18 protein-coding genes are annotated in these 23,029 nt (G+C 64.1%); 12 read left to right on the forward strand and 6 right to left on the reverse strand.

Annotated elements, in window-relative coordinates:
• Nucleotides 1-46: 46 nt before the first annotated feature.
• A complete protein-coding gene (locus ACZZZM_RS15645; RefSeq protein ID WP_463596001.1) occupies nucleotides 47-622 on the reverse strand; it encodes a DUF3617 domain-containing protein in 576 nt (191 codons plus the stop codon).
• 109 nt (nucleotides 623-731) lie between these two features.
• On the opposite strand from ACZZZM_RS15645, the gene ACZZZM_RS15650 reads away from it, so the two are divergent.
• Nucleotides 732-2,012 (forward strand): MFS transporter, encoded by a 1,281-nt coding sequence (locus ACZZZM_RS15650; RefSeq protein WP_463596002.1) that lies wholly within the window; start codon nucleotides 732-734, stop codon nucleotides 2,010-2,012.
• 313 nt (nucleotides 2,013-2,325) lie between these two features.
• On the opposite strand, the gene ACZZZM_RS15655 is transcribed toward ACZZZM_RS15650, so the two are convergent.
• The 3 genes from ACZZZM_RS15655 to ACZZZM_RS15665 form a co-directional block, all read right to left on the reverse strand.
• The gene (locus ACZZZM_RS15655; protein WP_463596003.1) at nucleotides 2,326-2,712 is read right to left on the reverse strand and encodes a response regulator; all 387 of its coding nucleotides are present in this window, start codon (nucleotides 2,710-2,712) and stop codon (nucleotides 2,326-2,328) included.
• A 72-nt stretch (nucleotides 2,713-2,784) separates the two neighbouring features.
• Nucleotides 2,785-5,223 (reverse strand): ATP-binding protein, encoded by a 2,439-nt coding sequence (locus ACZZZM_RS15660; RefSeq protein WP_463596004.1) that lies wholly within the window; start codon nucleotides 5,221-5,223, stop codon nucleotides 2,785-2,787.
• Nucleotides 5,223-6,671: a putative bifunctional diguanylate cyclase/phosphodiesterase gene (locus ACZZZM_RS15665; protein ID WP_463596005.1), complete on the reverse strand. Its 1,449-nt coding sequence runs from the start codon at nucleotides 6,669-6,671 to the stop codon at nucleotides 5,223-5,225. Before ACZZZM_RS15665 ends, ACZZZM_RS15660 begins: the two co-directional genes overlap by 1 nt.
• Before the next feature lie 442 nt (nucleotides 6,672-7,113).
• On the opposite strand from ACZZZM_RS15665, the gene ACZZZM_RS15670 reads away from it, so the two are divergent.
• The 8 genes from ACZZZM_RS15670 (at nucleotide 7,114) to ACZZZM_RS15705 (ending at nucleotide 15,637) form a co-directional block, all read left to right on the forward strand.
• Nucleotides 7,114-8,427, forward strand: a complete 1,314-nt coding sequence (locus ACZZZM_RS15670) for a UDP-glucose dehydrogenase family protein (RefSeq protein ID WP_463596006.1) — start codon at nucleotides 7,114-7,116, stop codon at nucleotides 8,425-8,427.
• 90 nt (nucleotides 8,428-8,517) lie between these two features.
• Nucleotides 8,518-9,405 carry a glucosamine kinase nucleotide-binding domain-containing protein gene (locus ACZZZM_RS15675; protein WP_463596007.1) on the forward strand — a complete coding sequence of 296 codons (888 nt, stop codon included), beginning with the start codon at nucleotides 8,518-8,520 and terminating at the stop codon, nucleotides 9,403-9,405.
• Nucleotides 9,402-10,280: an N-acetylmuramic acid 6-phosphate etherase gene (locus tag ACZZZM_RS15680; RefSeq protein WP_463596008.1), complete on the forward strand. Its 879-nt coding sequence runs from the start codon at nucleotides 9,402-9,404 to the stop codon at nucleotides 10,278-10,280. The genes ACZZZM_RS15675 and ACZZZM_RS15680 overlap by 4 nt, the downstream gene beginning before the upstream one ends.
• 137 nt (nucleotides 10,281-10,417) lie before the next feature.
• Nucleotides 10,418-11,341 (forward strand): sulfate adenylyltransferase subunit CysD, encoded by a 924-nt coding sequence (gene cysD / locus ACZZZM_RS15685; RefSeq protein WP_463596009.1) that lies wholly within the window; start codon nucleotides 10,418-10,420, stop codon nucleotides 11,339-11,341.
• Nucleotides 11,342-11,468: 127 nt separating this feature from the next.
• Nucleotides 11,469-13,382, forward strand: a complete 1,914-nt coding sequence (gene cysN / locus ACZZZM_RS15690; protein ID WP_463596010.1) for a sulfate adenylyltransferase subunit CysN — start codon at nucleotides 11,469-11,471, stop codon at nucleotides 13,380-13,382.
• Nucleotides 13,379-14,110 (forward strand): 3'(2'),5'-bisphosphate nucleotidase CysQ, encoded by a 732-nt coding sequence (locus tag ACZZZM_RS15695; protein WP_463596011.1) that lies wholly within the window; start codon nucleotides 13,379-13,381, stop codon nucleotides 14,108-14,110. The genes cysN and ACZZZM_RS15695 overlap by 4 nt, the downstream gene beginning before the upstream one ends.
• Before the next feature lie 148 nt (nucleotides 14,111-14,258).
• Nucleotides 14,259-15,344: an SET domain-containing protein gene (locus tag ACZZZM_RS15700; protein ID WP_463596012.1), complete on the forward strand. Its 1,086-nt coding sequence runs from the start codon at nucleotides 14,259-14,261 to the stop codon at nucleotides 15,342-15,344.
• A 128-nt stretch (nucleotides 15,345-15,472) separates the two neighbouring features.
• The gene (locus ACZZZM_RS15705; RefSeq protein ID WP_463596013.1) at nucleotides 15,473-15,637 is read left to right on the forward strand and encodes a hypothetical protein; all 165 of its coding nucleotides are present in this window, start codon (nucleotides 15,473-15,475) and stop codon (nucleotides 15,635-15,637) included.
• Here the strand turns inward: ACZZZM_RS15705 and ACZZZM_RS15710 are convergent.
• Together ACZZZM_RS15710 and ACZZZM_RS15715 are read right to left on the reverse strand one after the other, a co-directional pair.
• Complete coding sequence (locus ACZZZM_RS15710; protein WP_463596014.1) at nucleotides 15,634-17,487, reverse strand: sensor histidine kinase; 1,854 nt, start codon at nucleotides 17,485-17,487, stop codon at nucleotides 15,634-15,636. The genes ACZZZM_RS15705 and ACZZZM_RS15710 overlap by 4 nt on opposite strands.
• Complete coding sequence (locus ACZZZM_RS15715; RefSeq protein WP_463596466.1) at nucleotides 17,487-19,352, reverse strand: two-component system response regulator; 1,866 nt, start codon at nucleotides 19,350-19,352, stop codon at nucleotides 17,487-17,489. The genes ACZZZM_RS15710 and ACZZZM_RS15715 overlap by 1 nt, the downstream gene beginning before the upstream one ends.
• A gap of 417 nt (nucleotides 19,353-19,769) precedes the next feature.
• On the opposite strand from ACZZZM_RS15715, the gene ACZZZM_RS15720 reads away from it, so the two are divergent.
• Genes ACZZZM_RS15720 through ACZZZM_RS15730 form a run of 3 tightly spaced genes read left to right on the forward strand, consistent with a single transcriptional unit; the run spans nucleotide 19,770 to nucleotide 22,782 of the window.
• Entirely contained in the window at nucleotides 19,770-21,914 is a 2,145-nt protein-coding gene (locus ACZZZM_RS15720; RefSeq protein WP_463596015.1) for a PAS domain-containing sensor histidine kinase, read from the forward strand.
• Nucleotides 21,911-22,267 carry a response regulator gene (locus ACZZZM_RS15725; RefSeq protein ID WP_463596016.1) on the forward strand — a complete coding sequence of 119 codons (357 nt, stop codon included), beginning with the start codon at nucleotides 21,911-21,913 and terminating at the stop codon, nucleotides 22,265-22,267. Before ACZZZM_RS15720 ends, ACZZZM_RS15725 begins: the two co-directional genes overlap by 4 nt.
• The gene (locus ACZZZM_RS15730; protein ID WP_463596017.1) at nucleotides 22,264-22,782 is read left to right on the forward strand and encodes a hypothetical protein; all 519 of its coding nucleotides are present in this window, start codon (nucleotides 22,264-22,266) and stop codon (nucleotides 22,780-22,782) included. Before ACZZZM_RS15725 ends, ACZZZM_RS15730 begins: the two co-directional genes overlap by 4 nt.
• Nucleotides 22,783-23,029 lie beyond the last annotated feature (247 nt).

The following is a 23,029-nucleotide window of genomic DNA, read 5'->3' on the forward strand; positions in this document are numbered from 1 at the left end:
AAGCGGCGAAGTTCGGCCATCGGCCGAGAATGCCAGGCTCCCAGGCCTACCCCACCTTGGCGACGCAATTGCCGGTCCGCCTGCCGGTGGCGCGGAGCTTGAGGCCAAGATAGTTCGCAGCGCCCGGGGCGCCGGTCTTCTGATCGATCGTCACGTCATATGCCGCGCGAGACAGCATTCCGGATGCGACCAACACGGTCTTGCTGGCGCCCTCGCCGCAATGGATTTCGGCGTCGATCCTGCCGCCCGCCTGCGTGTAGCGTGGGAATGTACATTGGCCGGCGACCTGTTCGAGATTGTCTATATCGAAGGGCTTGAGTTCATCGGCGGTGCGGCACCCTTCCGCGTTGCGCTCCTGCTCCTTGATCGCTTCCATCTGCGAATTGCGCCTTGCGCCCTCGGGGAAGGCCGACAGATCGGCCGATATCACCGTCAGCGCGGTCTGCCACTGGCCGGGCTGCATCAGCGTCTTGGCGCGCGCGGCCTTGGTAAGGCGCGCGACATCCTTCATCGAGGCGTTGGTCAGGCGAACCTCGCCGGTCGCTGCGGCCTGCTTCTCGTCGGCGGCCTCGCAGCCCACCAGCGTCAGCCCTGCAAATGCAGCCAGTACAACCCCACGCATCGCTCTAAACCCTTATGATCCAATGCCCGATCTCAAGCGCAAAGCCGATCCGTTGGCAAGCAAATCGCGGGCACTAGGCGGCGGTTCCCGCGTCGGTATAACCACCCTCATGGAGAGCACAAAGCCGCGCAATCGCGTCCGATCGATCCTTGGCGGATCGGCGGGCAATCTGGTCGAATGGTATGACTGGTATGCCTATGCGGCGTTCACAGCATATCTCGCGCCGCATTATTTCCCCAAGGGCGACGCCGTCGCGCAAAATATGAATGCCTGGGCGATCTTCGCGGTCGGCTTCTTCATGCGGCCGATCGGCGGGTGGCTGATGGGCGTTTATGGCGACCGCAAGGGGCGCAAAGCCGGGCTTACGCTGTCGGTGACGCTGATGTGCCTCGGCTCACTGATGATCGCAGTCACGCCGAGCTATGAGCAGATCGGCGCGTGGGCGACGCTTTCGTTGCTGGTCGCGCGGCTGATCCAGGGGCTTTCGGTTGGCGGCGAATATGGTGCGAGCGCGACCTATCTCTCCGAAATGGCAGGCAAGCGCCACCGCGGCTTCTTCTCCAGCTTCCAATATGTGACCTTGATATCGGGGCAGTTGATCTCGCTGAGCGTGCTGATCCTGCTCCAGACGGTGATGGCGAAGAACGATCTCGCCGAATGGGGCTGGCGTATCCCGTTTGCAGTAGGGGCCGTGCTGGCGGTGTTCGTATTCTGGCTGCGCAGGAAGCTCCCCGAGACCGAAAGCTTCGAAAAGCGAACCACCGAGCACAAATCGTCCTTCGGCGCGCTGTTTACCAAGCACCCGCGCGAGGCCGCGGTGGTGATGCTGCTGACCGCGGGCGGGACGCTCGCTTTCTATGCCTATTCGATCTACCTGCTCACCTTCCTGACCAGCACCAGCGGCTTCTCCAAGGAAGTCTCGGCACAGATCAATGCCGGCGCGCTTCTCGTCTTCATGTGCATCCAGCCGCTGGCCGGCGCATTGTCGGACCGGATCGGGCGAAAGCCGCTGATGGTCGGGTTCGGCGTGCTTGGCGTACTGCTCACCTGGCCGATCTTCATGGCGCTCGAGCGTGTCGAGACGCCGTTCGCGGCATTCCTGCTGATGACCGGAGCACTGGTGATCGTGACGGGCTACACTTCGATCAACGCAGTCGTAAAGGCCGAGCTGTTTCCCGCACATATCCGTACGTTAGGGGTCGCTCTTCCCTATGCGCTGGCCAATGCGATCTTCGGCGGAACAGCACCTTATGTGGCGCAGTGGTTCAAAGAGACGATCAAGTGGGAGCGCGGATTTTATCTGTACGTCACTGCAATGATTGCGGTTTCGCTGATTACCTATCTGCGCATGCGTGATACGGCCAAACACTCAAAGATCTTGGAGGATTGATGCATCGCAGAAACATTCTGTCGATAGGCACTTGCCCGGACCTGCTCCCGGCTTAAAACCCTCCAAGCGAATTTGGCACATATTGTAGAGGCTTATGCACGACCCCACGATCAGGTTTGCGTTGCTTTATGGCATTACTGGCACAACCGTCCTCGCTGGATCGGTCTTCCTCATATGGCATCTGCGCCGCGCATATTGGATGAAGTTGCGCCGGGCTGGAGACGCCCGCGCAAAGAAACGCGAATTGGAGTCGCGCAAGCGACGTTGAGGCGCCGGCTTCGAAATAAGAGTGGCCGGCCGGCATGGGATAGCCCTAGAGCATCATCCCGCCGCCGCGGGTCGCCAGGACGCGGCCGATCGAATCGAACAAAGCGTCCATCGCGACAGGCTTAAAGAGAACGTCGTCGGCGCCGATCGCGAGGCAGCGCTCGCGCAGATCGACAGCGGTGTCCGCGGTCACGACGATGATCGGAAGCTCGCCCTTTGCGTCATCACGAGCGCGGATGCGGCGGATCGTCTCGAAGCCGTCGGTGCCGGGCATGCGCAGATCGACAAGGATGACATCGAACGTGTCCTCGTCGAGCATCGCCAGGCCTTCCTCGGCCCAGGCGGCCTCGGCCATGGTCGCGCCGGCAACGTCGAGCATGTCCTTCACGACACGCCGGTTCATCGGATCATCTTCGATGAAGAGGATGTTCATGCGTGTCCGATCCGGGGGATTGGGAACACGAAGCTGGCGACCGTTTTTATCATATTGGGGTGTGCTATCGCCCTACGCCGCCCGAGTGGCAAGCATGTCCGTATCGGTTGAAGTTGAATTTTGTTCCGCTTGTGGAATGATCGCCTCGATCAAGGCCGATCCGGTGACTGGTTTTTCGACTATTTGCCCGACGCCTGCCGCACGAAGCTCAGACATTGTCTCGCCGGCTGGCTTGACCCAGAGAACGGTGATCGCGGTGTCAGTTGCGGCCGCACATAGTGTCTGAATCGTTTCCACAGGGTCTGTTTTGCCGGCTTTGACGGTGGCCTCGTCAATCAAAAGGTGGGTGGGCGCGCTCTCCCCGATCATGATCAGTGCTTCTTCCGCGCTGGCGGCGAATCGCAAGCTGGCAACGCGCGGCGTGAAAAGGGTCCGAAGCATCGAGCGGGCGATGGGGTTGCGATCTAGAATAAGCATCGAGGTTCCGCTGCCTGCACCCGGGATATCGTCGACTTGCGGCGCTTCGGCGGGGACGAGCGGCACGTCGAGGATGAAGCGCGAGCCCTGCCCGGCCTCGCTCTCGACATGGATGTCGCCGCCGAGCGCCATGGCGAGGTTGCGGCAGATGGTGAGGCCAAGCCCGGTGCCGCCGAACTTGCGCGTGGTGCTGGTATCGACCTGGCGGAAACTTTCGAAGATCGCGTCGAACTTGTCGGGCGGAATGCCGATGCCGGTATCGGCGATGACCAGCTTGAGGCGCCGGGCCTCGCCCTCGCCTTCATCGATCGCGCGGACGATGACACCGCCCTTTTCGGTGAACTTGATCGCGTTCGAAAGGAGATTGAATATGATCTGGCGCATCCGCCCGGCATCGCTGACGATCCAGCACGGCGCATGGGTGAGTTCGAGGCGGAAGGTGAGGCCCTTGGCGACGGCCTGTTCTTCCCACATCCGCGTCACGTCGCGGAGCACCGCGCACATGTCCATCGGCGCGGTCTCGACGGTGAGGTTGCCGGTTTCCATCTTGGCGACATCGAGAATGTCGTCGACCAGCGCGCGCATCGTCACGCCGGCGCCGTGGACGATGCCGATGCGATCGCGGGTCTGCGCCTCGAGCTTCGGATCGGACAGCATGACTTGTGTCATGCCCAGGATGCCATTCAGCGGCGTACGGATCTCGTGGCTGGTGGTCGCGAGGAACTCGGTCTTGGCCTGCAACGCCTTTTCAAGCGCGACATTGGTCTCACCCAGCACGACGTTCGCGGCGGCAACCTTGTTGCGGCTGCGGCGGATCGTGAGCAACCCCCAGGCGAGCATGACCATCACGACCAGCGTCGCGCCGACCGTCGCGACCAGGATCTGCGACCGCCGCTCGGCATCGCGCGTCTTGAGCGTCTGGATATCGGCTTCCTGCTTGGCCGAATTGAACCGCGCAGCCATCAGCGCCGCGCCGGTGGTGGTGGCGACCTTGGCGGATTCGTCGCTCAGCCGCTTGAGCGCCTCCAGATGGATCAGCGCCTCGCGCGCAAATCCCGCCTTGTTGTAGATCTGATAGGCATAGAGATGCGGGAAGCGGAACTCGCTTGTCGTGTCCTTGAGATCGACGCCGGCAAAGGCGTCGCGGATCAGCTCCAGCGCACGCGATTGATTGCCCTGCTCTTCGGCGAGCCGCGCCGCAGTGGCGAGCATCGAGCGGCGGAGCATGTCGACATCCTCGCCGCGGATGAGCTCGAAGCCTGTCTCGAGCGAGCGCTCCGCGGCCTCATAATGCTTGAGGTCGATCTGATTGCGCGCGAGATTGACGAGGATGCGCGCTTCGAGGAGCGGCTTCTTCATCTGGCGCGCGATATCGAGCGCGGCCTGATATTCCTTCTCGGCTTCCGCATGGCGCTCGAGCGTCGCGAGGACGTTGCCGCGATTGTTGTGGAGCGTGAAGGACAGGACCGGGTCGCCATCATAGAGTTCGGCCGCCTGGCGAAGATATTCTTCGGCTCGGACACCGTCGTTGGCAGAGAAATACAGGGTGCCGATAGTCTGGAGCGCCATCGCCTGGCTCCGGGTCTCCTTGACCTCGCCGAAGATGCGGAACGCCTCCTGATAATTGTTCAGAGCCTCCACGGCGCGTTCGCTCGCCGCGTAGAGCGCGCCTTGGGCCATAAGCAAATCGCCGCGCAGCTTGGTTGGCCCGACGACCTTCTCAATCCGCTTGAGCCCATCGGTGAGCAGAGGCCCGGCCCGCTCCGGGGCGTTGCTGCGCAGATTCGCCTCTGCGCCGAGCCAACGCGCAGTCGCGAGAGCAAGCGCGCGCTGCCGCTCGTCCGGAAGATTGCGCGCAAGGGTCTCGAGCTGCGCGACGTGACGCAGCGTCAGGGCCGGATCGGCCATCATCGCATCCTTGGCCGCATCGATCTGCGCCTGGACGGGGCGCGGAAAGGAGGCGCCCGCCGCAGATGCGGGTCCGGCCAGCACCAGCCCCAGCGCCAGCATCATGCAGGCGAGCAGCGCGCGCATCAGGCGCGCTTCCAGAAGCTCTCAGGCCGGGCGAAAGTGGGGATGCCGCCCGCCGCCGCCTTGTGCGCATCCTCGTCGAGGAACTTGCGGAAGGCCTCCAGCCCGATCGGGCGCGAGATCAGATAGCCTTGGACCATGTCGCAGCCCATCACGCTGAGCAGCGCCAGCGCTGACGGGGTTTCGACGCCCTCGGCGGTGACTTCCATGTCGAGCGCATGCGCCAGGTCGATGGTCGAGCGGACGATCAGCGGATCGCGATTGCTGCTGGTCAACTGGAGCACGAACATCTTGTCGATCTTGAGCTCGGTTGCCGGGAGCTGCTTGAGATAGGCGAGCGAGGAAAGCCCTGCGCCATAATCGTCAATCGCGAGCTGGACGCCGATATCGGCGAAGGTCTGCAAATGGCGTATCGCGCTTTCGGGGTCGCGGATCACTGCGGTCTCGGTGATCTCGAAGCCCAGCTTGGCCTCGGTCGATGTCACGATCTCACAGGCCTCTGCGACGAAATTGGCGTCGGCGAGGAGCATGCCCGAAATGTTGAGGAACAGGGTTAGGTCATAGCCGGCGGCGGCGAGGTGCTTCTGGTCCGCGATCACCTGGCGCAGCGTCCACAGGGTAAGCGCGCAGATCTCGCCGGCCTGCTCGGCGACCGAGATGAAGTCGCCCGGCAGGATCAGCCCGCGGACCGGATGCTGCCAGCGCACCAGTGCCTCAGCGCTCGCGATCTGCTGGCGGCGGACATGAACCTTGGGCTGATATTGCAGGAACATCTCGCCATTGGCGATCGCACGCGGCAGCTCGCGCATCAGAGTCAATTTGTCGAACGCGAGATCGGCGCGCGACAGATCGAGCATCACTACGCGGCCTTCGGCCTGTGCCTGCTCCAGCGCGGATTCGGCGGATTCGGCGAGGCGGACTTCGTCATTCTCGCTTGCCGGCGCGGCGGCCACGCCGAAGTGCAGGTTAAGCTGGTAAGGCTCGCCGTCCAGGTCGATCTTGCGCTGGAAGGCCTTACGAAAGCGGTCGATGTCCGAGGCCGCAATCTCGGGAGATGCGCGCTCGAAGGCGATCTCGACCAGCGAGCGGCCGACCGGCGTGATGCGCGCATCGGGGCACAGGGCGGTGATCCGCTCGGCGATATCGAGAATCAGCAAATCGGCACGCGCGCGGCCGAGATGGCGGCGCAGCGAGACGAAGTTGGCGATCTCGCACAGACTCAGGATGCGCCAGTAACGCGCATCGCCCTTGCGATCGTTACTTGGCCGTTTCCAGCCCGGGCGCTTGGGCATCTGGATTCGCGAATGCATGTCGGCACGGCGCTTGCCGCCCTTGCCGCGCGGCGTGGCCGACTTGGTTTCACTAGCGATTTGAGATGGTTGCGGAGAACCCTTCGCTGCGGCGGGCGCATCGTTCGTCTTGGCCTTCGAGGGTTCGATACGCGCCGACATTGCCAAAACACCTAGCCGCTGACCGTTGAAGGAACGGTTAAGGCACACCCCAGGGAAGTCGCGGAACCGCCGCCAACTCCGCAGAATTCCTTATTGATTTTTGGTTAAGAAAAATTTAACTATGTGAGTGCGCATCGCTGCGCACCGATGGGAGAACATCAATGTTCGCGTTCAACTTGCTTTTCCGCGACGGCAGCTCGGGCGACACCATTCGCCCCTTCTAAGCCGATCGTTACTTCCGGGCCGGCAGTGAAGCTGCTTCAATCGAGGCAGTGCTGACCGGCCCGGACGGTTTCCCAGGCGGAAATACCAAGCGGCCCGATTTCGGGCCGCTTTTTTATTGTCCGCATGCTTCCTACATGACGGCGGAGCGCCCACAGCTTTGCCGCGGCGGCTGGCTGCGCTAAGGGCGCGCTTTGATCCAATCCCAAGGAATTCAGCGTTGCGCATTGCAATGATCGGCACGGGCTATGTCGGCCTCGTCTCTGGCGCCTGCTTCTCGGATTTCGGGCATGATGTGGTCTGCGTCGACAAGGACCAGCGCAAGATCGACTTGCTCCACCAGAATGTGATGCCGATCTATGAGCCCGGGCTCGACGCGCTGGTGGCATCGAACGTCAAGGCAGGGCGCTTGTCCTTCACCACCGACCTGACCGAAGCCGTGAAGGATGCGGACGCGATCTTCATCGCGGTCGGCACTCCCAGCCGCCGCGGCGACGGACATGCCGATTTGTCCTACGTCTATGCCGCCGCCGAGGAGATTGCCGGCGCGCTGACCGGCCCGGCCGTGATCGTCACCAAATCGACCGTGCCCGTCGGCACCGGCGACGAAGTCGAGCGGATCATCCGCCAGCACGCGCCCGACAGCGGCGCGATGGTCGTGTCCAACCCCGAATTCCTGCGCGAAGGCGCGGCGATCGACGATTTCAAGCATCCTGACCGCGTCGTGGTCGGAGCCGAGGACGAGGCTGCGCGCGATGTGATGCGCGCAATCTATCGCCCGCTCTCGCTCAATCAGGCAGCGCCGATCCTGTTCACCGGGCGGCGTACTTCGGAGCTGATCAAATATGCGGCCAATGCCTTTCTGGCGGTCAAGATCACTTTCATCAACGAGATCGCCGATCTGTGTGAGGAAGTCGGCGCCGACGTGCAGGAAGTGTCGCGCGGGATCGGGCTAGACAACCGCATCGGCTCCAAGTTCCTCCACGCCGGCCCCGGCTATGGCGGATCGTGCTTCCCCAAGGATACGCTGGCGCTGTTGAAGACTGCCGCCGATAACGAGACGCCGCTGCGCATCGTCGAGGCGACCGTGCAGGTGAATGACAATCGCAAGCGCGCAATGGGGCGCAAGGTGATCAAGGCGATGGGCGGCGACGTGCGCGGCAAGACCGTCGGCGTGCTCGGGCTCACCTTCAAGCCCAATACCGACGATATGCGCGACGCGCCGAGCATCTCGGTGATCGCGGCGCTGCAGGATGCCGGCGCGACAGTGAAGGCCTATGATCCCGAGGGCGTCGAGCAGGCAAGGCCGTTGCTGAAGGACGTCGAGTTTGCGAGCAGCGCCTATGCCGCCGCGGAGGGCGCAGATGCGCTGGTGATCGTCACCGAATGGGATGCCTTCCGCGCACTCGATCTTGGCCGGATCAAGTCGCTGCTCAGGACGCCGTTGCTGGTCGATCTGCGCAACATCTATCCGCCCGCCGACGCCGCGAAAGCGGGGCTGACGCTGGTTGGGGTGGGCAAGCCGCGCGGCTGATTTCCCGGGCGGGGGCCATGCCCCAAGCCTATAGGCTGCGCCGCGCTCGGGCATGGCGCGGTCCCTGCCCGCCGCGCTAGAGTAGGCGGCATGACTTATTTCCTCGGAATCGATGCAGGCGGCAGCCATTGCCGCAGCCGTCTGGCCGATGACACCGGCCGCATCCTCGGCGAGGCCGAGGGCGGACCTGCCAATACCCGCGTCGGCATCGAGCAACTCCATGCCACGCTTGACGAAGTCGTTAATGCCGCGATCGCGCAGGCCGAGCTCAATGCTGATGCGGTGGCGACTATCCGCGCGGGCATGGGAATTGCCGGCATCGGCCGCACCGGGGTGCGCGAGCAGATCGAGGCCCTGCCCTTCCCCTTCGCAACGGCAGCCTTTGCTACCGACGCAGTGATCGCCAATCTGGGTGCGCATGCAGGCCAGGACGGCGCGACCTTGATCATCGGCACCGGCAGCGTCGCCATGGTCAGCACCGGCGGGCGCAGCTTCACTATCGGCGGCTATGGCTTCCCGATTTCCGACGAGGGCAGCGGCGCGGCACTGGGCCTGAGCGCGATGCGCCACGCACTGCGTGCGCTGGACGGGCGCAGCGAGCCGACTGCTCTCAGCAAGGCCGTGACTGCCGATTTCGCGCATGACACTGCGCAGGCCGTCGCGTGGATGGATGTCGCGACGCCCAAAGATTATGCCGCCTTTGCGCCTTTGGTAATGGACTATGCCGAGAGCGGCGACACAATCGCCCGCTCGATCGTCGAGGATGCGGTTTCGCATATCGAGCGCTTCATCGAGACGATCTTCGCGCGCGGCGCTGAGCGCTGCGCGCTGGCCGGAGGGCTCTCCGCACGGATCCAGCCTTGGCTGCGCGCACGCACCGTCGAGCGGCTGAGCGCGCCGGTGACCGACCCGCTCGACGGGGCGCTGCTGCTTGCGGGGATGCCCGCGACGCTGGTGCCGACGGAGCGCCGGCCATGACCACCGAGACCATTGACCCGCGCTTCGTAGATATCGACAATTGGCCGACTGCGGATGCGATCAAGGCGATCCTCGCTTCGCAGGCCGATGCCGTGACCGCAGTCGAAAGCCAGATCGCGGCGCTGACCGCCGCAAGCGAGGCGGCGGCAGAGCGGCTGCGCGGCGGCGGGCGGATTGCTTATGCCGGCGCGGGCACATCCGGGCGGATCGGCGTGCAGGACGGGGTAGAGCTTACCCCCACCTTCGGCTGGCCCGAGACCCGGCTGGTGTTCCTGATGGCCGGCGGCCCCGCCGCGCTGATGAAGACGCAGGAGGGCGCCGAGGACAATCGCGACGCGGCGCGGGCCGATCTGGCGGCAGCAGGTATCGGCGCGCGCGATGTGTTGATCGGCGTCGCGGCTAGCGGGCGGACGCCCTATGTGCTGGCGGCGATCGAGGCGGCGCGCGAGGCGGGCGCGCTGACCATCGGCGTCTCCAACAATGCCGGCGCGCCAGTGCTCGACCTGGCCGAGCACGCGCTCCTTGCCGACACCGGCAGCGAAGTGATTGCGGGATCGACGCGGATGAAGGCCGGCACTGCGCAGAAGGTGGTGCTCAATACGCTCTCGACGGCGATCATGCTGCGCCTTGGCCTCGTCCATCGCGGGCTGATGGTGAACATGCAGGTCTCGAACGCCAAGCTGCTCGCGCGCGGCCAGGCTATGGTGCGCGATATCGCCGGCGTCGACCTGGCGAGGGCGGAGGTGGCGCTGGCAACGGCCGGGAACGACATCAAGCTGGCGGTCTTGCTGGCGCGAGGGCTTGGCTTGGCGGAGGCGAAGGCACTGCTCGAGCGCAGCCAATCCAATTTGCGCGCGGCTCTCGACAGCCTCTGACCCCACCCACGCTCCGCGTTCCTGGGCGTGCTGAAAGAGGCAGCGCCTTGGGCAGTTTCGCGGAGCTGGATCGCGGGTATCCGAGGCTAAACATTTACTAGATCGCGGCCCCGTGCGACGCTTCCTAGATAGCCGCCATGCTGCAAGGCCCGACTCCCTCCCGTGCGCGGCTGACGCACCTTCAGCGGCTCGAGGCCGAGAGCATCCATATCCTGCGCGAAGTCGTCGCCGAGGCCGAGCGCCCGGTGATGCTCTATTCGATCGGCAAGGATTCGGCAGTGATGCTGCATCTCGCGCGCAAGGCCTTTTATCCCGCGCCGCCGCCCTTCCCGCTGCTGCATGTCGATACGACGTGGAAGTTTCGCGCGATGTACGATCTGCGCGACAAGGCTGCCGCGGCGGCGGGGATGGAATTGCTGGTCCACAAGAATCCCGATGCCGAGGCACAGGGCATCAACCCATTCGATCATGGCGGGCTACACACCGACATGTGGAAGACCGAGGGATTGAAGCAGGCGCTGGACCTGCACGGCTTCGACGCGGCGTTCGGCGGCGCGCGGCGCGATGAAGAGAAATCGCGCGCCAAGGAGCGCGTCTTCTCGTTCCGCACCGCCTTACATCGTTGGGACCCCAAGAATCAGCGGCCCGAGCTTTGGCGGCTCTACAATGCCCGCAAGGCCAAGAGCGAGAGCATGCGGGTGTTCCCGATCTCGAACTGGACCGAGCTTGATATCTGGCAATATATCCTCGCCGAAGGGATCGAGATCGTGCCGCTTTATTTCGCGGCGCCGCGGCCGACAGTGGAGCGCGACGGGCTGCTGCTAATGGTCGATGACGATCGCTTCCGGCTGTCGCCCGGCGAAGTGCCGGTCGAGCGATCGGTGCGGTTTCGTACGCTCGGTTGCTATCCGCTGACCGGCGCGGTGGAGAGCGAGGCGGCCGATCTGGAGGCAGTGATCCGCGAGATGCTGTTGACCACGACGAGCGAGCGGCAGGGGCGCGCGATCGATCACGATCAGGCGGCGTCGATGGAGAAGAAGAAGCAGGAGGGATATTTCTGATGTTCACCCCTCGCCTCCCCTCCTGTCGTCATCCTGAACTCGTTTCAGGATCCATCCCTCCACGGGCCAAGCAGCCGCTTGTTGCACCATGGATGCTGAAACAAGTTCAGCATGACGGAGTGTTGGCATGACGTCCTACCGCCCCGATGCACTGATCTCCTCGGACATCTCCGCCTATCTCGCACTCCATCAGAGCAAGTCGCTGCTGCGCTTCATCACCTGCGGGTCGGTCGATGACGGCAAGTCGACGCTGATCGGACGGCTGCTCTACGATTCGAAGCAGATTTTCGAGGATCAGCTCTCAGCGCTCGAAAGCGATTCCAAGCGCGTGGGTACGCAGGGCCAGGACATCGACTTCGCTTTGCTGGTCGACGGCCTGGCGGCGGAGCGCGAGCAGGGCATCACCATCGACGTCGCCTATCGCTTCTTCGCGACCGAGAAACGCAAGTTCATCGTCGCCGATACGCCGGGGCACGAGCAATATACGCGCAACATGGTGACCGGCGCCTCGACCGCCGATCTCGCCGTGATCCTGATCGATGCGCGCAAGGGCGTGCTCACCCAGACCAAGCGGCATTCCTATCTCGCGCATTTGCTCGGCATCCGCCACGTCGTGCTCGCCGTGAACAAGATGGATTTGATCGGCTACGATCGGCAGCGCTTCGAGGAGATTGTCGCCGAATATCGTGGCTTTGCCGAGAGCATCGGGATTGGCGAGTTCACGCCGATCCCGATTTCGGGGTTCAAGGGCGACAATATCACTACGCTTTCGGACAACACGCCGTGGTTCGCGGGCCCGGCGCTGATCGATCATCTCGATCTAGTCGAGCTCGACGTGGATGCCGACCGGACCAAGCCGTTCCGGCTGCCAGTACAATGGGTCAATCGCCCCAATCTCGATTTCCGTGGCTTTGCTGGCATGATTTCGAGCGGCAGCGTCAAGCCGGGCGACAAGGTGCGGATATTGCCTTCGGGGCGCACGACCGAAGTGAAGCGGATCGTCGCAATGGGCGGAGACAGGGCAGAGGCCGTCGCGGGCGAAAGCGTGACGATCACCCTTGCCGACGAATTGGATTGCTCGCGCGGCGACGTGATCGCCTCCGCCGACGCCCCGCCCCAGGCCGCCGACCAGTTCCAGGCGACGATCGTGTGGATGGACCAGACCGAATTGCTGCCTGGCCGCGGCTATTGGCTCAAGCTCGGCACCCAGACCGTGACTGCGACGGTGCAGCCGCCCGAACATCTGGTGTGTATCAACACCATGGCCGAGCTTTCTGCCAAGACGCTGGAGCTCAACGATATCGGTTTGGCCGAAGTCTACACCGACAGGCCGATCGTGTTCGAACCCTATGCCGACAGCCAAGATCTTGGGGGCTTCATCCTGGTGGACAAGGCGACCAACGCCACGGTCGCCGCCGGCATGCTCAATTTCTCGCTGCGGCGCGCGCAGAACGTTCATTGGCAGGCGGTCGAGATCAATCGCGAGGCGCATGCGCGGCAGAAGAACCAGATGCCGCGCCTGTTGTGGTTCACCGGAATCTCGGGCTCGGGCAAATCGACGATCGCCAATCTCGTTGAAAAGCGGCTGCACGCACTCGGCAAGCACAGCTTCCTGCTCGACGGCGACAATATCCGGCACGGGCTCAATCGCGATCTGGGCTTTACCGATGCGGACCGAGTGGAGAATATCCGCCGTGTGGGCGAAGTGGCGAAACTGATGACCGATGCCGGCCTGATCGTGTTGACGGCCTTCATCTCGCCGTTCCGCGCCGAGCGCGACCTGGCGCGGGCGATGCTGCCCGAGGGCGAGTTCTTCGAGATTTTCGTCGATACCCCGCTGGAAGCGGCCGAGGCGCGTGATGTGAAGGGCCTCTACAAGAAGGCCCGCGCCGGGGAGATCGCCAATTTCACGGGCATTTCCAGCCCCTATGAGCCGCCGCTTGAGCCCGAGATCCGCGTGGACACGACGCGCGAGAGCCCCGAGGCCGCGGCGGAGCGGATCGTCGAGACGATCATGGGCACGTGGAGCCCGGTGATTTGAGCGCCGACTGGCTCTCGGACGCGGAACTCGCGCGTACGATCGCCGAGGAAGCTGGCGCGCTGCTGCTGCGCATCCAGGAGGAAGGCGCGGACGGTGCGCGGGGTGATCGCGAGGCGAATTTGCTGATCCTCGAGCGGCTGCACGCAGCGCGGCCAGACGATGCGATCCTCTCGGAGGAATCTACCGATGATCCGGTGCGGCTGTCGCGCAGCCGCGTGTGGATCGTCGATCCGCTCGACGGGACGCGAGAGTTTGCCGAAAGCCGCGCGGACTGGGCGGTGCATATCGCGCTGGCGGTCGATGGCACGGCAGTTGCGGGCGCAGTCGCATTGCCGCGGCTAGGCTGCACGCTTTCGAGCGACACCCCGCCGACGCTTCCAGGCGGCCGCGTGCCGCCGCGGATGCTGGTCAGCCGCAGCCGACCGAGCCTGCTCTGCACGGATGTCGGAACCAAGATCGGCGCCGAACAGATCGCCATGGGATCGGCAGGCGCCAAGGCCATGGCCGTGGTGCGCGGCGAGGCCGAGATCTACCTCCACACCGGCGGCCAGCACCAATGGGACAATTGCGCCCCGGTCGCGGTGGCGCTGGCGGCGGGGCTGCACTGCTCGCGGATAGACGGCAGCCCGATCGTCTACAACCAAGCCAGCACGAGCATCCCAGACCTGCTGATCTGCCGCCCCGAATGGTCAGAAATCGTCTTAGAGTCCGTCGCTAACTGCAGCTGAGCGAGTCTGCGCGACTCGCGGATTCACCACGAGTCGCGCGTAGACGGCGGAATCCGAACATGGTAAACGCGGCGTTTGGGAGGGCGCCATTTCGGGCATCGACATCTGGTTTCTGCTGGCGGTCGGATTCAGCTTTACGGGCTATGCGGTGTACCTGCTTGGCCTGCGCCGTGACCTGGTCCAGCCCAACCGTGCCTCCTGGCTGATCTGGAGTGCCGCGACCGGGCTGGAAGCGCTGACCTATGCCGCGGTCAACCCGGGCGCGCCCCAAGGCTGGGTGTTCGCGGTCTCGGCGATTGCTTGCATCGTCGTCACGATCGGCATCTGGAGCCGTTCGTCCTGGTCGCCGCCCACTGCCACCGAAACCTTCTGCATCGCCGCCAGCATGAGCGCTTTAGTGCTGTGGCTGGTCTTCCGCGAAGCATTCTGGGCGCACATGCTGGTCGTAATCGCCGTCCCGGTGAGCTTCTGGCCGACCTGGCAGAGCGTATGGACCGATCGCGCGCGCGAGCGCTCCCCGGCTTGGGGGCTGTGGACCTTCGGCGATCTCGCCACGCTGCTGATCGCAGTGCGCGGCGCCGAACTGGGCGTCGCCGAGCTCGGCTATGTGCTTGTCGAACTGCTCTGCCATGCCAGCGTCTGGTTCCTGATCGGGCTGGCGACGATCAATCCTTTGCGCTCGTTCGGCGCGCGCCGCGGCGGCCTGCGCATCTTCGACCGCTACCGGCCTTCGAACAATCTCTTCAGCGTCGGCGAGAACCATCTGGGCAAGGCGGTCTTTGCCTCGGCGCCCTTCGCCGAGGGCGATATGCTGATCGAGTTCACCGGGCGGCGCTTCCATGCCGATCGCGTGCCGAGCCTGATGCGGGGTCGCGGCGACCGCTTCGTCCAGGTGACTCCCGATCATTATATGGGCCCGAGCGGACGGATCGACGATCTCGTCAATCATAGCTGCGCGCCGAATGCCGGGCTGCGCTTCACCGATGCCGGCATCTTCCTGGTCGCGGTGCGGGCAATCGCGCCGGGCGAGGAGATCAGCTGGGACTATTCGACGACGCTTCGCGAGAGCAACTGGCACATGATCTGCCAATGCCGCGCGCCCGAATGCCGGCGCGTGATTGCCAATTTCGATGCGCTGGATCCAGACCGGCAGGAATGGTTCAGAGCGCGCAACCTGGTCGCGCCCTATCTACGGCGGCGGGATGATGTGGTGGCGCGTCGCAAGGCGGGCTGAGGCGTTTTCGAGTGGCGAGGACGGTGTGCCGATTGGACACGACTTGTCAGCGCAGCCATTCCCGCACCTACTAATATTCCTTAACCGTGAAGTGTTTCTCCGCTACAGAGATGCCCCTAGGGGGAATCATGCACGACTATGCCGGCGGGTTTCGCAGTGCGGAGAACAAGCCATCGGTTCCGATGGTGTTCGACGGCTGGGGATTCGTGCCTCTGAAGCTGGCTAGCCGGTCCACCGAGACCAGCAAATCTTCCGACACCCCATCGGAAAAGGCGTTCGCAGAAACAGCCTAAGCCGCCATTTCGGCGTCGCCTCTATCGATTTCCGCGAGCCCTAGTGTCAGCACTGCGCGCGCGCCCTGACCCTTGCCATCGCTGCGGAGTTCAAGGCTCCCGTCCATGGCGAGCATCGAATTCGCGCACCAGTGGAGCCCGAGCCCGCCCGACTTGTGTGCACGCGTGGAAAAGCCGCGCTGAAACAGCGTGGGAACGGTGGCGGGATCAAAGCCTTCGCCATCGTCGCGGATCGCGATTTCGACGCGATCGCCCTTTTCGTGGATCGAGACGGTGATGCTGCCGCTGGTGCGGCCCGTTGCTGCAATCGCCTCGGTGGCATTCGAGAAGAGATTGCCGACAACCTGCGAGAGGATCACGCGGCTCGCCATGACCCAATGCGGCTTGCCAGGGAAGGTGAAAGCGATCGACGTTTCGCCCGAATAGCGTGCGATCGTGGCGTTTTGAGCGACGATGTCGGTGATGTCGCACGCGTCGAGCGGCGGGCGCTCGTGCGCGGCCTCCTGCTGGCTGCCGATGATCTCGAGAACGTGATGCAGTGCCTCGCGGCCGATAGCGAACTGCTGCTTGCGGTCCTCGCGCTCGTCCTCGACTGCCTGGCTGGCAGCCGCGACGAAGGCGACGAGCTTCTGGCGGCGTATCGCGGGGACATCGTCCTTCATCAACTCCGAAAGCGCACGATCGAGCGTGGCGCGGTCGATCGCGGCCTCGCGGTTCGCGCCCTGGCTCAGCACGGTGCTGATCGGATTGAGAGCATTGCGAACATTGTGCATCACCGCGACTGCGCTCTCGCTGCGCCCGAGCGCGAAACTCTGGCTTTCGAGTTGCTCGCGCAGATCCTTGAGCTGGGCGAGCATCGAATTAAAGCTTGTGACGAGGCTGCCGATCTCGTCCGCGCTCTGACCATCGGTGAGCAGGCTGAGATTGCCCGACTGGCGGACCAGCCCCATATGACGCTCGACCCGATTCAAGGGCTTGAGCACGAGCCGCGCGATCATCCGGCGCAGCACCCACAGCACGATCGCCAGCAACAGCGACGATCCGATGACTGCGATCAGCAGCATCTTGAAGCCCAAGCCGGACAAGTCGCGGGGGACTGAATAGGCCGCGGTTGCGATGGCGCGGCCGTCAGGACCGGGGATCGGCACCGAAATCTGCGTCCGCGAGCGGCTGGGGGTGATCGTCACCTGGTTCGACTGATCGGTGAGCGCGATGCTGGCCTTGAGCTGGAGCATATTGCCGAGCTGCGCCGAGCCGACCGCGCGCGCCATCAACACATAACCGCGCGGATCACCGCTGCCATCGCTGCGGCGGACCTGCGCAACGCCGACCGCGGCCAACGTGTCGCCGAGCTTCAAGTAGAAACCCGCCGAACTGTTGCCCTTGAGCGCCTTGTGCGCGTCGAGCGTCCGGATCGCCTGGGCAAGCTGTGCGCGCATCGCAGGGACGTCGGCCTGCTTCTCGATATCGAGCCAACGCGCGATCACGATCCGCCCGTCATTGCCGACATAGGCCATGCCGTTGACGTCGAGATTGACCATCGCCAGCGTCGAGAAGCTTTCTTCCTCGAATGCCTTGTTGGGCGCGGCCATGTAATCGTAGCTGGAATTCCAGTCGCCATAATCCCGGACGGCATTCTCGACCTTGGCGGCGAGATCGTGGACCACGGCTTCGGTCCGCGCGACATGCGCGTTGACGGCGTCGCGCTCGAGCTGGTTGAAACCGGGCGTGATGACGGTGGCGAGAAACACAGTCAGCGCGACGGCGCCGAGCAGCCCGACGCCGGTCAATATCAATACGAGCTTGGCCCCGAGCGAGGCCGGCGCGCGGAGGCGCCCTGGCAATCGCATCAGCCGCGCGTCCCGTTACCCGGTTCCAGTTCGAGCGCGGCATCTTCCGCACCGTCCTCCAGCATCGTGCCGCGCTGCGCGAGTGCCAGAGCGTCCTCGGCGTCCATCGGCCGGGCAAGATAATAGCCCTGCAAGTGGCTGCAGCCGGCCACGCGAAGCGCCTGCAACTGGGCTTCGGTTTCGACGCCTTCCGCGACGACTTCCATACCCAGCGCACGGCCGAGATGGATGATCGAGTGGACAATCGCCGCGCTTTCGCGCTCGCGGCCCATGCCATCGACGAAGCTGCGATCGATCTTGAGGCAATCGAGCGCGAAGCGGCGGATATTGTAGAGGCTCGAATAACCGGTGCCGAAATCGTCCAGCGCGATGCGGAAGCCCATCTGGCGCAGCTTGAACAGGGTATCGGCCGCGCGCTCGACATTATCGAAGATCGCGGTTTCGGTGATTTCGATCTGGAAGCGGATCGGATCGACGCCCGCATTGGTCACGCGCTCGACGACATGGCCGACGAAATTGTGGCGGCGGAACTGGCGCGGGCTGAAATTGACCGAGACATATTGGCTGGGCCAGGTCTTGAGCGTGCGGACGGCTTCGTCGATCACCCAATCGCCGAGCTCATGGATAAGGTTCGATTCCTCGGCGATCGGAATGAACAGCGCTGGCGAGACCATCCCATATTCGGGACTGCACCAGCGGATCAGTGCCTCAAAACCAGTGATCTGAAGCGCTTCACGGGCGACGATCGGCTGGAAGACCAGCTTGAGCTCACCCTTGGCGATCGCCCCCGAGAGGCCGTTCTCGATCTGGCGGCGGAAGCGGATCGATTCGTCCATGCTCTCGTCGAACACCCGCACGCAGCCGCGCCCCTGGCGCTTGGCTTCGTTGAGCGCGAGATCGGCGCGGCGCATCACGTCGATGGGATCGCCGGTCGAGCCCGGCTCGACGATCACGAGGCCGACACTGGCACCGCCCTGCACCGAATGGCCCATCACCTTGAAGCTGACCGAGCACGCCTTGAGCATCTTCTCGCACGCCATCACGGCTTCGTCCTCGCCGCTGACGTGCATCAGCATCGCGAATTCGTCACCGCCCAGCCGCGCGACAAAGCCGCCCGCTGGCACCTGTTCGTGGAGGATTTCACAGACCATGCGGATCAGTTCGTCGCCCGCCAGGTGGCCGAGCGTGTCGTTGACCAGCTTGAAGCGATCCAGGTCCATCATTGCCATCGCGAAGCATTGATCGCCGCGCACGGCCTGGCCCAGTTCGTGGAGGAAGGACAGCCGATTGGGCGCGTCGGTGAGCGAATCATGATTCGCCATGTGGACCGCGCGCGATTCATTGGCGGCGAGCTCGAGCTTTTGTTCCTGGAGCAATGCGATTGCGCCGCGTAGTTCGCCATCGACTTGCCAGCGATGGCTGAGCGCGCTCGCCGTCTGCATCACTTCCTCGGCCTGGAAGGGCTTGGCGATGTAGAAGATCTTGTCGGCGGGGCCGGCCGCGCGGCTGATGTCGAGCGGCGAGAAATCCGAATAGCCGGTGACGATCACCAGATTGATGTCCGGATCGAGCGCGCGGATGCGCTTGGCGGTCTCCTTGCCGTCGATGCCGGGAGGCATGCGGACGTCGATGAACGCGACTGCAAAGCGCTCGCCGGTGTCGATCGAATCCTGGATCGCCGAGACGGCATCCAGACCCTGCATGTGGTAGCTGCATTCGAAATCCGTGGGCGCATCGGGCCGGATCGACGCCGACAAATGGTCGCCGTCGTCATCGCCGAACAATTCGGCTGCCATTGCCCCGAGCGCCGCATCGCTGCCGCCGGTGCGGCTACCGCCGAACACCTGGCGATACGATTGGTGCATCGCCGGTTCGTCGTCCACGATCAAAATGCGCACGGAAATCCCCCTGATGGATATCCAAAAAGGGGTAAGCGGATAGCGTTAAGGAGGCGTAAAAAAAGCTCGTGTAGCGGAGGCAGGGCGGGCTTGAGACGGGTTAAGCTAGGGGTCCGCATTTTCCCGGAATATCGGCGCGTGTCCCGCATGCCCTAGAGCCGCGCCTGTGTCGGCTTTCCCCCAGGCCGCACCTGTTGCGTATCCCGAGCGGGCATCTTCCACTCAAGGTGCCTATGGGCAAAGCCGAAGCCGCCGACCATCCCTCTGGCGGCTTCGGCTTGAACGTTGTCCTTCTCCGCCTGCCCTGCCCGCGCAATCCCCGTTGATTCGCCAGACGTTACGGCTAGTGAGGATGGCGATGCCCTTTCGAGCGCACCCCTGTCCATGACCGCCACCGAGGCAGGACACGCACCGCTTCCCGTAGGGGAGGACGAGTTTCGCCTGATCGCCGACAGCGCGCCGGTTACCGTGTGGGTGACGCGGCTCGATCGCCAGCGCAGCTTCGTCAATCGCGCTTATGTGGCGTTCCTGGGAGTTTCCTATGAAGAGGCGCTGACGTTCGACTGGCGATCGATCATTCATCCCGACGACGCGGCCAGGCTTCTGGCGGAATCCACCGCAGGCGAGGCCGGCCTGCAGACCTTCTCACTGGAGGGACGATACCGTCGCGCCGACGGCGCCTGGCGCTGGCTTAACTCGACGTCGCAACCGCGATGGAATGCCGCGGGCGAGCCGATCGGCTTTATCGGCGTTGCTCATGACGTCACCGAAGCGAAGGAGGCCGAACTCGCGCTGCGCGATCGCGAGGCGCAGCTCTCTGCCTTCATCAACCAGACCACGGCCGGCTTCGCGCAAGTCGATCTCGAGGGCCGCTTCACGCTGGTCAACGACCGCTTCTGCCAGATCGCCGGGTGGAGCCGCGAAAAGCTGCTGACGCGTACGATGCAATCGATCACCCACCCCGACGATCTTGGCCACAACGTTAAGAAGTTCGACCGGGCCGTGCGCAGGGGTACGCCTTACACGCACGAGAAAAGATATGTCCGCGAGGACGGCGGCATCGTCTGGGTCAACAATTCGGTGGCTGTGATCCGCCAGCCCGACGGCCAACCCTTCGGCGTGCTCGCAGTGACCCTCGACGTGACTCAGCGGCGCGAGTCGGAGAATGCCCTGCGCCGCAGCGAAGAGAGTCTGCGCCTCGCCACCGAAAGCGCCGGGATGGCCAGCTGGGAACTCGATCTCGAGACGATGACCGGCGAATGGTCGCCCAATCGCTTCGATCTCCTGGGTCTGGCGCCGCGCGACGATCTGCGCGGCACCGCCGAGGATTGGCTCGACCGTATCGTTCCCGAAGACCGGGAAGTGGCGCGGGCGGCGGTCTATCGCTGCATCGAGCAGGGCGAGCCCTACACGATCGAATATCGCATCCGTCGCGCGGACACCGGCGAGCAACGCTGGCTCCAGAGCCATGGCAGCCGGATCGATTATGAGGATAACAGGCCCAACCGCTTCGTCGGTATATCGTTCGACATCACTGAGCGGCGGCGCGCCGAGGACGAACTGCGCGAGAGCGAGGCGCGGTTCCGCACGATCTTCGAGGAGGCTAACGACTTCCTGATCACGGCTACGCCGGGGCAAATCATCACTTCGGTCAACCCCGCCGTGATCACTACGCTCGGCTACGAGCTCGACGAAGTGGTCGGCCGGCATTTCAGCGAATTCATGGATGCCGATCAGTTCAAGGTCAGCTTCGAAGCGCTCCAGCAAAAGCTGACGCATGGCGGGACGACGCGGGTTGCGGTCAGGGTCCGCGCAAAGGATGGCCGCGAACTGATCTGGGAAGTCAATTCGCGGCTCACCACCGATGCCCATGGCCGCCCGACCGCACTCCATGCAATCGGGCGCGACATGACCGAGGCGAAGCGATCCGAAACGCATCTGCGGCTGCTGATCGACGAGCTAAACCACCGGGTGAAGAACATGCTGGCGATCGTCCAAGGCATCGCTCAGCAAAGCTTCAAGGCTGATGGCGATCCGGCAGCGGCCCGGCGCGCGTTCGAAGGTCGGCTTGCGGCGCTTTCCGAAGCCCATAATTTGCTGACGCGCGAGCATTGGGGCCTCGTCTCGATGACCCAGATCATCGGCGACGCTGTCGCGCCGCACGCTGGCGCCGGACGCTTCACGCTCGATGGGCCGGATCTTGCGATCATGCCCAAGACCGCGATTAGCCTGGCGCTGGCAATCCACGAGCTGGCGACCAACGCAGTCAAGCACGGCGCGCTGTCGCAGCCCGGCGGCCACGTATCGATCCGCTGGCAGCGCCTTCGCGATGCGGGATCGCCGCGGCTGTCGCTGGTGTGGGAAGAGAGCGGCGGCCCCGAAGTTCGTGCGCCCGAGCGCCGCGGCTTCGGCACGCGGATGATCGAGCGCGGGCTCGCCGCCGAGCTGGCAGGGACCGTCACGATCGATTTCCGCCGCGAGGGCGTGGTCTGCATGGTTGATGCGCCGCTGCCGGAGGGTGCCGAATGAGCGTGCTGGCAGGGCTTCGCGTGCTTGTCGTGGAGGACGAGCCGGTAGTGGCGATGTGCCTGGAGGACATGCTCGACGAGCTTGGCTGCGTGACCGTGGGACCGGCGAGCCGGCTTTCCGAAGGGCTGGCGCTCGCGGAAGAAGCGATCGACGCCGCGATCCTCGACATCAATCTCGCCGGCGAGCGCAGCAATGCCATTGCCGAGCGGCTGCGCGCCCGTGGCATCCCGTTCGCCTTCGCCAGCGGTTATGGCATCGCGCCCGAAGGCTATGGCGCGCCGATGATCGAAAAGCCCTATCGCACAGACGATATTGGCACGACACTGACGGCATTGATGGGAGAGACGCGATGATTCTGACGCTCGCCTCGCTTGCCGCGGCGCCCGATCCCTTCCCTGCCCCCAGGGTGCCGACGGGCGTGCTCCAGATCACTTGCCGTCAGGGCGAATGCCATTGGCAGCAGATTCGCCGGATCGAACGAGTTCGTGCCGGGCGGGGCGAGGTGCTGCGCAAACTGACGAGCCGCTCGGGAGTGTCCACGCATCTGGGCGCGCGCGTGCCGTCTGGCTACACGCCGCGGCTGCGGGTCTCGTGGTACAAAGCGCCGAGGGTGGAATATGTGCTGTGCTCGAAGCAGCGGCCGGCGACTGTTTTCGAGAGCGGCGGCGAGTTCGTCGTGACGCGGCTCAACCTGGCGAACCTCGGCGGATACGAATATTCGGCGGCGACGCTGTATATGCAGGTCTGCCACAATATTGCGCCGGGCCGCTGGAGCGAAAAGCAAGCGCCCGGCATGGGCTATCGCGCCGCGCGGAGCTTGCAGGATCGGTATCCGACGCTGGATCAGGCGTTGGCTACGCTGCGCTAGAGTTTGATCCAGCCGGACTGAAACAGCCGTCATCGCCGCGAAGGCGGGGACCCAAGTAACAGAGCGATAAATTGCCTGGCTCTGGGTCCCGCTTTCGCGGGGATGCCGATTCCAACAGAGACGAATCCGGCTCCAGGCTCAGGCTTTTCTCGCCGTAATTCACTCACTCCCAAGCGACATCGCCCGCGGATAGGCCCCCTCCACCACTTCGTGGTCCCCCACCCCCGCTTCGCGAGGGAGGAATGGA

This window comes from Sphingomonas sp. AC522, from assembly GCF_979258125.1.

Bases quoted from the DNA above. Each gene is read 5' to 3' on its own strand.
- ACZZZM_RS15660 (WP_463596004.1), bottom strand. From the start codon at position 5,223: ATGCGCGCGCTGCTCGCCTGCATGATGCTGGCGCTGGGGCTGGTGCTG.
- ACZZZM_RS15680 (WP_463596008.1), top strand. From the start codon at position 9,402: ATGACCACCGAGACCATTGACCCGCGCTTCGTAGATATCGACAATTGG.
- ACZZZM_RS15665 (WP_463596005.1), bottom strand. From the start codon at position 6,671: ATGTCGGCGCGTATCGAACCCTCGAAGGCCAAGACGAACGATGCGCCC.
- ACZZZM_RS15715 (WP_463596466.1), bottom strand. From the start codon at position 19,352: ATGCACCAATCGTATCGCCAGGTGTTCGGCGGTAGCCGCACCGGCGGC.
- ACZZZM_RS15730 (WP_463596017.1), top strand. From the start codon at position 22,264: ATGATTCTGACGCTCGCCTCGCTTGCCGCGGCGCCCGATCCCTTCCCT.
- ACZZZM_RS15720 (WP_463596015.1), top strand. From the start codon at position 19,770: ATGACCGCCACCGAGGCAGGACACGCACCGCTTCCCGTAGGGGAGGAC.
- cysD (WP_463596009.1), top strand. From the start codon at position 10,418: ATGCTGCAAGGCCCGACTCCCTCCCGTGCGCGGCTGACGCACCTTCAG.
- ACZZZM_RS15645 (WP_463596001.1), bottom strand. From the start codon at position 622: ATGCGTGGGGTTGTACTGGCTGCATTTGCAGGGCTGACGCTGGTGGGC.
- ACZZZM_RS15710 (WP_463596014.1), bottom strand. From the start codon at position 17,487: ATGCGATTGCCAGGGCGCCTCCGCGCGCCGGCCTCGCTCGGGGCCAAG.
- ACZZZM_RS15725 (WP_463596016.1), top strand. From the start codon at position 21,911: ATGAGCGTGCTGGCAGGGCTTCGCGTGCTTGTCGTGGAGGACGAGCCG.
- ACZZZM_RS15705 (WP_463596013.1), top strand. From the start codon at position 15,473: ATGCACGACTATGCCGGCGGGTTTCGCAGTGCGGAGAACAAGCCATCG.
- ACZZZM_RS15655 (WP_463596003.1), bottom strand. From the start codon at position 2,712: ATGAACATCCTCTTCATCGAAGATGATCCGATGAACCGGCGTGTCGTG.
- ACZZZM_RS15675 (WP_463596007.1), top strand. From the start codon at position 8,518: ATGACTTATTTCCTCGGAATCGATGCAGGCGGCAGCCATTGCCGCAGC.
- ACZZZM_RS15650 (WP_463596002.1), top strand. From the start codon at position 732: ATGGAGAGCACAAAGCCGCGCAATCGCGTCCGATCGATCCTTGGCGGA.
- cysN (WP_463596010.1), top strand. From the start codon at position 11,469: ATGACGTCCTACCGCCCCGATGCACTGATCTCCTCGGACATCTCCGCC.